The following is an 11,708-nucleotide window of genomic DNA, read 5'->3' as shown; positions in this document are numbered from 1 at the left end:
TACGAATTGCAAGTTATTTCTTAAAGCAAATTAAGAAAAAAAGAATGGAGAATGTTCATGCACACGATGTGGAAAGGGAGTATCAGTTTTGGGCTGGTCAACATACCCATTAAGCTCCATACAGCAACCGAGGATAAGGATATAAAATTAAGGAACCTCCATAAAAAATGCCATTCACCGATTAAATATGAAAAGGTTTGCCCGGTGTGTGATGTGGAAATAAAAAGTGAAGAGATTGTAAGGGCTTATGAGTACACAACTGGAAAATTTGTCGTACTGGAGGATGAAGACCTTGAAAAATTAAAAAAAGAGAATGAAGACCGGGCAGTAGAAATTATTGACTTTGTTAAAATGGAAGAAATTGATCCAATTTATTTTAGCCGTGCGTACTATATGTCCCCAAATGAGGGTGGCGGGAAAGCGTATTCCTTGCTTAGAAAAGCAATGGCCGAGTCCGGGCGGGTCGGCATTGCGAAAATTGTCATCCGGTCTAAAGAGCAGCTGGCGGTCATCAGGGTGTTTGAGAATACGCTTGTTATGGAAACCATCCACTACCCTGATGAAGTCCGGAAAGCGCTGGATGTGCCCAATGTTCCTGCTGAAGATAAAGTGACTGATAAAGAGCTTCAAACAGCGGTAATGCTCATTGACCAGCTAACAACAAAATTTGACCCGGCAAAATATACGGATGATTACCGGACGGCACTAATTGAATTGATCGAAGCAAAACGAACTGGAAAGGAGCTGGTGACGCCTGCTGAAAAAGAGCCGGTATCCAATGTAACCGACCTGATGGCAGCTCTCCAGGCATCGATCGACAAGACCAAACCCAAAAAAGAACCAGCAAAGAGAAAGAGGGCACCAGTCAAGAAAAAACAAGCATAAAGTGCAAATCTGAAAACCGATCAGGCCTGGCGCAGATCGGTTTTTTTGGTAAACTGTTGAAAACGAAATATAATTTTAAAAGGGCTGATAGAATGATTCTGAATAAACCGACAAAAATGAAGCTTATTTATGCAGCTTTAATTATTGGAATTCTTTTCTCTTTCATTGGGGGTTTTATTGAAACAGTAAGTGAACTATCAGAAGGTGAATTAGATCGGTTCGACCATGCCATTATTAATGTTGTCCAGTCCTATATTTCTCCAAAAATAACTTCAATCGTCTCGGCCATAACCTTTCTTGGATCTGTGAGGTTCATTGCGTTTTGCGTCATTTTCATTTTTATTATTCTATTAATGGCCAAGAAAACAGCACTTGCTTTGTTTATTGCCTGCTCTTCAGCGCTTGGGGCTGTTTTTAATGTTTTTTTAAAATCGGTTTTTAAAAGGGAACGCCCCGATATTCAACGTCTTGTCGAAGAGACGAGTTACAGCTTTCCCAGCGGACATTCGATGGGGTCATTCATTTTTTACGGAGCTGTAGGTTATATTATTGTACTTACAGCCAAATCCAAAAGATTAAGCGTGCTTGGTGCCGGGTTGATGGCCATATTAATCATTGCGATAGGGATAAGCAGGATTTATCTTGGTGTGCACTATCCGAGTGATGTAATTGGAGGATTTTGTGCAGGCGGAGCCTGGCTCATGATATGTATCATTGGTTTTAGACTGTATGAAATCCGCAGCATACGCAAAAAAAGAGTTCACCGAAGCTTTCAGTAAAGGTTTTCGGCCTGCAGAAAATATTTCTCCATATTCACTGCCGGAATCATGGTCCATCAATACTGATGAGCCTTGGGTGCAAATTTACGAAAATTGGGGAAGCTGTTGACAGCGTTATCATATACTTCATAAAAAAGGCTGCAAAGGATGTAGCAAGCTAATGGAACATTATGATAATAAGGTACCAAATCGGTACCTTTTTCAATGGTTTCATACTAGGTATTTACCATAACTTCTATTTCCGCAACAGCATTATATCCATACCCTTTCCGGTTCCAAAAGGGCTGTTCCGGCTGAACTCTTCCGGCTGAATCCGCTGCCCTGATTGAGATATGGTACTCATTCCCTGCCGCTAAATAAACCGGGAAGTGCCAGGCAACGGTACGGTTATGCCGGGGTTTTTCGGAAAATGGCATGTGCGTCCATGACCGCCCTTTGTCAAAGCTGATTTCAACTTTGGTGATCACTCCTTTACCTGTCCACGCAATACCTTTGATGATGTGAGCACCTTCGTTCAGGATTTGCATGTGAAGCGGCTGCTGGATTATCGAATTTACATGGTTTGCTGTTACGGGAAACGAGCCCTTATTCGAGGCTGGATCAGGATAATACATATAGTCTTCATCCTGGAAAGGCCCTGTGAACGAATCTTTGATGACATGAATCTCTGATAGCCATTTTACGGAAGCCATAGCATACCAGCCAGGGACGATCAGCCTGAATGGAAATCCATGTTTAAATGTCAGTGGATTCCCGTTAAACTCCCATGCGACAATTACATCTGGATCGAGTGCTTTGGAAATAGGAAGGCTTCGTTCAAAATGGGTGAGCCGGTTCTTTTTAATGCCTGCATCTCTTCCTTTAAAAACAACTTCTTTGGCGCCAGCCTTTAGTCCGCACAGTTTTATCAGATAGGAAAGCGGTACTCCTTTCCATGTCCCTTCGCCGATTGCCCCATCGTCCCATTGCTCTCCATAAACTTTTTCTTTAAAAAAGGACCGCTTGTTTCCGGCACATTCTAAAAGGCAATCTACTTTTTTTGCGGGTGAATGAGTTAATTGGCAATAGTTCAGATTCAACGGAGTTTCGACAGCACCTGAAACTTGAAGGTTAAAATAATCTTCGGAAAAAAATGGATAAGGAAAATGGTTCCGTCTGAAAAACAGCTGAACTGGTGTTGTTTTTACTGGAATAAAATGGACCGGGGATTCCTGGTTCTCGGGTGCCATGCTTTTTGTCGTCAGATAAGGCCGTATATTTGTAACGTTATAGCCCATAGTTCGCCTCCTCCCGGTACATAATGTATTATTTGAGCCTAAAATAAAGACCAGAGAAAGCAAAACGAAACGGGATGCCTGTATTTTTGATAAAGGGTTTTTCTGCTGCTTGTCAAAATATATATTACAAGAATATATTTCAGCTATATACACATTCAATACATCAGATCTAGAATTATTGGACAAGGGAGGTCTCAAAACCGCAGTGAAAAATAAAAACAAGTGGAAGGCCCTGTTTGGCTTCGTCGGAATACTTTTCGTGAGCTTTTCATTTTATTTTGGTTACGCATTATTAAACACAGATAAAGCCAGTGATTCTGAGAAGGAACCAGCCGTGGCAGAGGAGAGAGAGAACCAAGACGCTAAAGCTGCAAAATTTGCGGAAGGCTCATCAGCACCGGTTAATGATTATGAAAATGTAGGCTCTTTTATATCGCAAATGCATGAATGGTATAACCAGAAGCTTGGCTGGGGCAGGATCGATGCGGTTAAATGGGGAGAACAGAAGGACAAGGCTGCTGAGCTCAGACTGATCATTGGCTCAATAGAAACTAAGAACACGGACCTTCAAAGCGATTTTAAGACTATATCAAATTACGCCAGCGACATTGAAAATGGTGAAAAGGATAAAAAAACGCTGCTGAAGCTGCACCGCTTTTTTCATGACCTTGATATTGAGTATAATGGATATAAACAATCAAAGGATTATTACGATATTACTGAATACAAGAATAAACGGGGATAATACGCTTCAAAGTGCTAACCAATCTTCGATTTTCACTGGACAGAGAAGCAAAACTCACTGGTCTACATTTTGCAAGCCAAGAGTGTGGCAGGGATTGTAACAAATGGAGTGTCGCTATGAAAGTGATTGTGGTTTCTGATACACATATGCCCAAAAGGGCGAAGCAGCTGCCTGGGCAGCTCAAGCAGGATCTGAAAACAGCTGATCTGATCATACATGCAGGCGACTGGCAGACGATAGAATTACTTAACGAGCTTTCCCAATACGCGAAGGTCGTTGGCGTTACAGGGAATGTGGACAGCCCGGAGCTGAATCGGCTCCTAAACGATCGGGAAATAATCAGTATAAATGGTTATAAAATTGGCGTAGTGCATGGGCATGGAAAAGGGCTGACAACAGAGAAAAGGGCTTTGCAGGCATTTTCCGGGGAAAAGCTTGATTGCCTTGTCTTTGGCCATTCACATATCCCTTTATTAAAAGACGTTAATGGAATGATATTATTCAATCCTGGATCGGCAACTGATAAACGTCGGCAGGAAAAGTACTCTTACGGCATCATTACATTTGGGAACAGCCTCGAAGCCCGCCATGTCTTATATCATGAAAAAGTTTAAACCAGGGATGTATTGTGAAAAATAACAAGGTACTGAAATTGAAGAGGAGGTGGGGCTGTGAAGTCCTTTACAGTGAATTTTCACGTTGAAGACCAGGTGGATGCAATGACTGTCCACAAATTGAATGAGCAGGATTACAACCTCGCAACTCAAGGCGGAACAAGACATTTGTTCGACCTGGATACGAATATCGGCTTTTTTGTCTTTTTTGACGCAGAGGATGATCAAGGAAAGGTTTCATATCTTGTGCTCCAGTACGAAGAAGATAATGAAGAACCGGCTGCTTGCTACAGTTTTGAACTGAAAGATTTTTATGAATTCACTGCCCTGTATTTAAATGACCTCGAATTTAATGAAGAAACAAGCGAGGAAGAAGAGGAATACGGACCGATTCACCATTTGGCCCATCTTTTGTTCCATATTGCAGAAGCAAGTTCCGAATTGGAGGACTAAAGAAGAGCAGGATATCACTCCTGCTCTTCTTCACTGCCATCGTTTTCACCGCTTGGAAGATTGTTTAGGCAATAAGCCTTGACATCTTCCTCCTCGTCTTCTTCCAAGGCAAAATCAAGGACTTTCTCAGTGGTTTTTTCGATAAAATAGTATTGCAAAATGCTGTTCCCTGAAAAAATTACTTTCAACAAAAGGCCATTTTCAGAATAAAGCTCATCTTCCTCTTCCACTTCTATATTCAAAAAGAATTCGTACCTGTCGCCTTCCAACAGTCCAAACGGATCCTCAAGAAGTTCAACCGTATGTCCCGTAATTTCCATTTCCATCACCTTCTGAATATTAGTCTTTTCCTATTATACAACGAAAGCCCGATAATCAAACAGCAAATGGCACAACAGAGTAAAAACCGGCGTGTAGCATAGCCCGCTTTTTTAGCGGCGTTATGAATTTTCGATTTTCAGAAAGGGTGTTATGATAGATAAATCAGTTCTAATAACGATATTCGGGAGGAAGTAAGCTTGCAAAAAATCATCTCTTTCGGAGAACAAAATTTTGGCAAGGAATATATCACCAGGCCAGGGGCATACGGCATCATTTTTAATACAGAGAAAAACAAGATAGCGATTACCAAACATTTGGGGAAATATTTTCTGATAGGCGGAGGCGTTGAGGAAGGCGAAACACCTGAAGACTGCCTGCGCAGAGAATTTCTCGAAGAGGCTGGATGGTATGTCAAGATTGAAAAATACATAGGCACCGCCCAGCGATACTTTTATTCTACGAACCAGTATGAATACATGCATAGTATTGGCGATTTTTATGTTTGCCAGAGGCTTGAAGGCTTTACGGAACCGATTGAGCAAGACCACGAAATATGCTGGGTTGAACCTCAACAGGCAGCAGGCCTTCTTTTTCATGAGCACCAAAGCTGGGCAGTGAAACAAGCCTTGGAACTGGTGATATAAATTTTGTAGAAATACACTTTAACCTGGATTTATTCTAATATATATTTTTTCACAATTGTTCTGATAAACCATGTTGTTTATTGTTGATGTTAAAGTAACTTGGAAGTTTAGTTGGAGGCATTATGTTCACCGAGAGATACTGCCTGATAATGAACAACAGTCTCCGGCTTAAGAAAATCTTTTTTTTGTGGGGATAATGGATGTAAAGGGAAATCCTTCATCATAATTCATAGTTATTATCAGATGGCTCCGTGCTTTATCTGGAATGCTTGCATTTATTACCATATGAAGGGCAGATTGAGGTTCTCATGGGAGGATTTTGTCTTTCAAAGCTGTGATAATTTGTCTTTCATGCCCAATGGAAGGTTCATATGCAGGCTTCCATTATTGGAATTCATTTACTTTATAGGAGCTCTTAAATCAACGATAACAAAAGCATCTGCATAAAGTGTTCATTCTTTTTTGAATTTAATGTGAACATTGTCATTTTATGCAACTGAGTTCTTTTAATTAAGTTAAAATCAAATTGTTATATTATTCCTTTACATATAGTTGAAGTGGTGGGGAAAACATTATTTTTTTGTATTAATATGTGAAATGGTTCACATAAGGAGGCGTTACTATGGACCACGTACAAGAAACGCACGAAATACAAATTGCAGAACTCAATAAAGCCCGGCTCCATTTCTATCAATTCCTTTATCTCCTTTTTTCCGGACCAATGAATGAAACAGTGCTTGAACAATTAAAAGTGAATGGCAATTTAACACAGTTGAAAGAAATCAATAAAGGAGGAAGTTTAATCTCAGACTTTATTAAATACGCATCCCATCTTGACCTGCAAGAAGCAAAGGAGGAATTCGACCGATTATTCCTCGGCCCGGGTAGCATTGAGGCTCCGCCATGGGAATCGTATTACCGGACAAAGGAACAAATCCTCTTCGGTGAAACGATGTACCTTGTCAGGGAGAAATACAGGCGTTTTGGCCTTCAATACAGGAAGGAAAACAAGGAACCCGACGACCACCTGGCCATTGAACTTGAATTTATGATCTTTTTAATAGAATCAGCTTTGGGTGACAATCTGGTAGATATCTTGGATCTCATTGATGCGCAGCTTGGATTCCTTCATGACCATCTGAACTGCTGGATTCCGAAATTTTGTGAAAAGATTTGTACACGCTCGGAAAGCGGGCTATACCGGGGAGCCGCTTTATTGCTGCGAGATTTTATATCCTTTGACATAGAGTTGCTAATAGAGATGAAGGAGGCATTAGAGTATGTCTGAAGATCAAATGCTGAATAAAAAAATGCGCAGACGTACGTTTCTTAAATGGTCAGGAGCTCTTGGGATACCTGTTGTGCTTGGTGGAATCGGTACAAAGCAAATAATCGACAGAAACGGCCCGGACCTGCAGGCAGCCAAGCCGAAAGAAAAACCCGGCCCGGAAGAGATTATCTCCACATGCAGCATCAACAATTGCGGTGGCAGGTGTGTCATAAAGGCCCATGTCAAGGATGGAGTTGTTACCAGGATCAGCACAGATACTAACGCTGATGATATCATGGCGCCGCAAATGAGGGCCTGCCTCAGGGGGCGTGGTTACAGGAAAATGCTGTACCATCCAGACCGGTTAAAGTATCCGATGAAACGTGTCGGGAAGCGCGGAGAAGGGAAATTCAAGAAAATTTCATGGGAAGAAGCAATCGAAACCATTGCAAAGGAAACAAAACGGATTGGCAAGGAATACGGGCCGGAATCACGGTATGTTAATTATGCTTCCGGGCAATCATGGGGCCTTTTCGGCGGGCCAAGCATGGCAAAACGGCTGCTCTCTATGACTGGCGGGTATTTAAACTCCCGAAATGATTACAGTTCCGGGGCAGGCAATGTCGCGACACCTTACACATACGGAACAAATAATTCAGGGAACAGCTTCGATTCACTTTTACATTCAAAATTTATCATCCTCTGGGGCCAGAACCCGGCAGAAATGATCAATTCAACACCATACATGCATTACCTGCGCGAAGCAAAAAAACGCGGCGCGAAAATTGTTGTTATTGATCCCCGCTATACCGATACTGCCATTGCCTTCGCGGATGAATGGATACCGATCCTGCCGACAACAGACAATGCCTTGATGGATGCAATGGCCCATGTCATGATCACCGAACATTTATATGATAAACAGTTTCTTGATAAATATTGTATTGGCTTTGATGAAAATAATATGCCGCAAGGAGTGCCTGCCATCGAATCCGTAAAGAGTTATATCCTTGGAGAAAGCGACGGGATTCCAAAGACTCCTGAGTGGGCGGAAAAAATTTGCCGGGTCCCTGCCGATACAATTCGGAAGCTCGCCTGGCAATACGCCACCACAAAACCAGCAGCGCTCATTCAGGGTTGGGGGCCGCAACGGCATGCATACGGAGAACAAATCATGCGTGGCGGTGCACAGCTCGCTTGCCTGACTGGTAACGTTGGCAATTTGGGAGGCTGGGCAGCAGGGACAGGTTACTGGTACCGTGCAGGTATTTCTTATCCGTTGAGTTCTGATAATCCTGTTGAAGCATCCATCCCATGCTTTTTATGGACTGACGCAGTCGAAAGGGGAACTGAATTAACAGCCGATGATGGCCTTCAGGGAACAGACCGCTTAAAAACAAACATAAAGATGATTTTTAATATGGCGGGTAACATGCTTGTCAACCAGCATGCCGATATTAACAAAACAACCAGGCTGCTTCAGGATGAAAGCAAAGTGGAATTTATTGTCGTCAGTGATCTCTTTATGACTCCAAGTGCGAAATACGCTGACATCCTTATGCCTGGGACAACATTCTTTGAACGCTGGGATATTGGTGTTCCTTGGTGCTTTGGTGATTACGTTGTTATGGGCAACAAAGCGATCGATTCTCTTTATGAGTGCCGGAATGAATACGATGTTTTTGCAGAAATTGCGGGCAAGCTTGGCCTAAAGGAAAAATTCACCGAAGGCAAGTCGATGCTTGACTGGGTAAAGGCCAGTGTGGAAAAAACGATAGCCGAAATGGATCCTGATTTCCCAACCTTCGAGGAATTCAGCAAAAACGGAATCCATCACTTCAAATTCGAAGAACCCCTTATCGCATTCAAGGAGCAAATAGAAAATCCGGAAAAAACGAAATTCGACACACCTTCCGGTAAAATAGAGCTTTTTTCAAAAGCTTTGTGGGACATGGACAAGCATGAAGAGATTCCGGCGATTGCCAAGTATATTCCTGCATGGGAAGGCCCTGAGGATCCATTAAAAGAAAAGTATCCGCTCCAGCTAATCAGCTGGCATTATAAAAGAAGGTGCCATTCCACCCATGACAATAATCCATGGCTTGAGGAAGCATTTAAGCAGGAGATGTGGCTGAATACGGAGGATGCTGCTGCCCGTGGGATTAAAAATGGTGACAGGGCAAAAGTATATAACGGCCGCGGCGAAATCTATATCGATGTTAAAGTGACAGAAAAAATTGTGCCGGGAGTCGCAGCTATTCCACAGGGCGCCTGGTATTCACCTGATAAAAACGGGATCGACCAGAGGGGCGCAGTCAATGTGCTTACATCACAGCGGCCGACAGCGCTGGCTAAAGCAAATCCCCAGCTGACCAATTTAGTTGAAGTGAAAAAAGCTTGATGAAATGTGGAAGGTGTGGTTGAAATGGCACAAATGGGATTTTTCATAGACCAGAGCCGCTGTTCCGGTTGTAAAGCCTGTTCAGTCGCCTGCAAGGATAAAAATGACCTGGACGTGGGAGTGAATTTCCGACGGGTGTATTCTTATGAAGAAGGCGGGTACAGCCAGCAGGGATCAGCAATCGTACCCGAGCTTAAATCCTACTATTTTTCGATTTCATGCAATCATTGCGCATCGCCAGCCTGCCTGCCAAGCTGCCCGACAAAATCAATCACAAAACGGGAGAAAGACGGCGTCGTTGTTGTCGACCAGGATAAATGCATTGGCAGCAGATTCTGTATTGAAGCATGTCCGTACGGAGGTCCCCAGTTCGATAAAAAAATCTTTAAAATGGCGAAATGTGATACATGCCTTGACCTGCGGGACCAAGGCGAAGAACCAGTGTGCGTGGCCACCTGTCTGCAGCGTGCAATCGAGTTTGGCCCCATTGATGAACTCCGGAAAAAGTATGGGACTGTCAGCGAAGTAAAGGGCATGCCAAAGTCATCAATTACCGGTCCAAATCTGCTGATCCGCCCTCACCGGCACGCTTTATAATAGATCAACTACTGATGAATAAGAAGTAAAAAATAGATGCCTTCCGGAGCCCCGGGAGGCATTTTCATACGTTAGGAAAGAAAAATTGGCAGCAATGAGAAACTCAACGTAGGGGACAATTTTAGGAACTAAGCATCAGTGCATAAAGGAATGCTTCGTAAGCATCAGCATCGCAGACGAAAGAGTGGAACTTTTCCGTTGGAATACCCCACTGTCTCGCCCTTAGGGGCTCGACAATCTGCGAGTTTTCTTTATGTAAAAGAATATTTCCCCCGTTGGAATAGAACAATATAGGACAGAAGTTAAGGGAGTGATTTCATGAGTGATTGTCATACTTCTGAGGCAAAAAGTAATGCTAATGAAGGAGATAAACTGAAGTGGTGGCAGCTTTCAATGATAGGCGTCGGATGTATCATCGGAACCGGCTTTTTTCTTGGATCAAGCCTGGCCATCAAAATGACGGGTCCTTCAGTGGTAATTGCTTTTTTACTGGCCGCTACTGGAACATACCTCGTTTTTGATGCCCTGGGAAAATTGTCAGCCGATGACCCACAAAAGGGTTCATTTCGTTCATATGCGAAAAAAGCATTCGGCAGCTGGGCGGGCTTTAGCAGCGGATGGATTTACTGGGGTTCAGAATTGTTGATTATGGGCAGCCAGCTGACTGCACTGTCCATCTTTGCACGTTTCTGGTTTCCCAACGTTCCTATGTGGGTGTTTGCTTCATGCTTTGCCGTTCTTGGGCTGCTTGTTGTGCTATCCGGCACAAAAGGATTTGAACGGCTGGAGGATATATTTGCAGTCATCAAAGTAGCCGCCATCATTATGTTTCTGGTCATTGCATTTCTCGCAATTTTTGGAGTCATTAAAGGAGACGGTGCTGCGACAAGAATTCCAGGCACGTTTGGGGAATTTATGCCAAAAGGTTTAATGGGCTTATGGTCCGCACTGATTTTTGCCTTTTATGCTTTTGGCGGAATCGAAATAATGGGCATCATGGCGACCCGTCTGAGACACAAAGAAGATGCATCTAAAGCAGGCAAGGTAATGCTTCTGGTGCTGACGACTATTTACTTGCTTTCGATCTCCCTCGCCGTCCTGATGGTGTCCTGGCATGCTTTTAACACAAAGGAAAGTCCATTTGTCATCGCTCTCGAGAAATACCATTTGCCGTTTGTCCCCCATGCTTTCAATGGGGCGATGATCATAGCCGGTTTTTCAACAATGTGCGCCTCTCTGTTTGCCGTAACGAGCATGGTGGTTACACTTGCGAAAGACGGGGATGCACCGAGATTCCTCGCGAATAAAGGAAAACTGAAGGTTCCTCATTTTGCACTCGCACTGACAGCGGCTGGACTCGTTGCAGCCGTTATTCTCGCCCTGGTCATGCCAGAGACATTGTTTGAGTATTTAACAACGGCGGCAGGGCTGATGCTGCTGTATAACTGGTTTTTCATTCTTATCTCCTACAACAGGCTTTTAAAGCTGAAAAACTTCGATCATATAAAAAGGTTTACGGGCATGGCATTAATTGCACTCGCCGTCAGTGGTACATTGCTGCATAATGACAGCCGTCCCGGTTTTTTTATCAGTTTATTGTTTATCGGGGTAATAGGATTGGTATTGATTGTCCGGCATTTCATGGGGAAAAGGAAAAAAAAACTGGATGTCCAGGAAGCGTAAGAAGGCAGGAAGTTCTCCTGCCTCTTTTTATTGATATCG

Annotated in this window: 12 protein-coding genes; 10 read left to right on the top strand and 2 right to left on the bottom strand. The window is 43.2% G+C overall.

Annotation, left to right across the window (positions count from 1 at the left end; genetic code table 11):
• Positions 1-57 precede the first annotated feature (57 nt).
• Positions 58-885, top strand: coding sequence for a non-homologous end joining protein Ku (ku, locus tag CVD19_RS04185; RefSeq protein WP_101580617.1), 828 nt, complete (start codon positions 58-60; stop codon positions 883-885).
• A gap of 92 nt (positions 886-977) precedes the next feature.
• Positions 978-1,664 (top strand): phosphatase PAP2 family protein, encoded by a 687-nt coding sequence (locus CVD19_RS04180; RefSeq protein ID WP_101580616.1) that lies wholly within the window; start codon positions 978-980, stop codon positions 1,662-1,664.
• Positions 1,665-1,879: 215 nt separating this feature from the next.
• Here CVD19_RS04180 and CVD19_RS04175 read toward each other — a convergent pair whose 3' ends face one another.
• Positions 1,880-2,941, bottom strand: coding sequence for a sulfite oxidase (locus CVD19_RS04175; RefSeq protein ID WP_101580615.1), 1,062 nt, complete (start codon positions 2,939-2,941; stop codon positions 1,880-1,882).
• A gap of 205 nt (positions 2,942-3,146) precedes the next feature.
• Here CVD19_RS04175 and CVD19_RS04170 point away from each other — a divergent pair, with 205 nt between their 5' ends.
• The 3 genes from CVD19_RS04170 (at position 3,147) to CVD19_RS04160 (ending at position 4,753) form a co-directional block, all read left to right on the top strand.
• Positions 3,147-3,686, top strand: coding sequence for a hypothetical protein (locus CVD19_RS04170; protein ID WP_101580614.1), 540 nt, complete (start codon positions 3,147-3,149; stop codon positions 3,684-3,686).
• 116 nt (positions 3,687-3,802) lie between these two features.
• Positions 3,803-4,300 carry a metallophosphoesterase family protein gene (locus CVD19_RS04165; protein WP_101580613.1) on the top strand — a complete coding sequence of 166 codons (498 nt, stop codon included), beginning with the start codon at positions 3,803-3,805 and terminating at the stop codon, positions 4,298-4,300.
• 105 nt (positions 4,301-4,405) lie between these two features.
• A complete protein-coding gene (locus tag CVD19_RS04160) occupies positions 4,406-4,753 on the top strand; it encodes a cytosolic protein (RefSeq protein ID WP_180953512.1) in 348 nt (115 codons plus the stop codon).
• A gap of 14 nt (positions 4,754-4,767) precedes the next feature.
• Here the strand turns inward: CVD19_RS04160 and CVD19_RS04155 are convergent, their stop codons facing one another.
• Entirely contained in the window at positions 4,768-5,073 is a 306-nt protein-coding gene (locus CVD19_RS04155) for a DUF6509 family protein (RefSeq protein ID WP_101580611.1), read from the bottom strand.
• 198 nt (positions 5,074-5,271) lie between these two features.
• Here CVD19_RS04155 and CVD19_RS04150 point away from each other — a divergent pair, with 198 nt between their 5' ends.
• From CVD19_RS04150 to CVD19_RS04130, 5 genes are all read left to right on the top strand, one after another.
• The gene (locus CVD19_RS04150; protein ID WP_180953506.1) at positions 5,272-5,718 is read left to right on the top strand and encodes an NUDIX hydrolase; all 447 of its coding nucleotides are present in this window, start codon (positions 5,272-5,274) and stop codon (positions 5,716-5,718) included.
• A gap of 622 nt (positions 5,719-6,340) precedes the next feature.
• A complete protein-coding gene (locus CVD19_RS04145) occupies positions 6,341-7,006 on the top strand; it encodes a TorD/DmsD family molecular chaperone (protein WP_101580609.1) in 666 nt (221 codons plus the stop codon).
• Positions 6,999-9,389: a DMSO/selenate family reductase complex A subunit gene (locus tag CVD19_RS04140; protein ID WP_101580608.1), complete on the top strand. Its 2,391-nt coding sequence runs from the start codon at positions 6,999-7,001 to the stop codon at positions 9,387-9,389. Before CVD19_RS04145 ends, CVD19_RS04140 begins: the two co-directional genes overlap by 8 nt.
• Positions 9,390-9,413: 24 nt before the next feature.
• Positions 9,414-9,986 (top strand): DMSO/selenate family reductase complex B subunit, encoded by a 573-nt coding sequence (locus CVD19_RS04135; protein ID WP_101580607.1) that lies wholly within the window; start codon positions 9,414-9,416, stop codon positions 9,984-9,986.
• A 318-nt stretch (positions 9,987-10,304) separates the two neighbouring features.
• Positions 10,305-11,669, top strand: coding sequence for an amino acid permease (locus CVD19_RS04130; protein ID WP_101580606.1), 1,365 nt, complete (start codon positions 10,305-10,307; stop codon positions 11,667-11,669).
• Positions 11,670-11,708 lie beyond the last annotated feature (39 nt).

Source organism: Bacillus sp. T33-2, assembly GCF_002860205.1.
GTDB lineage: Bacteria > Bacillota > Bacilli > Bacillales > Cytobacillaceae > T33-2.
This window is presented reverse-complemented; position numbering and strand designations above follow the sequence as displayed.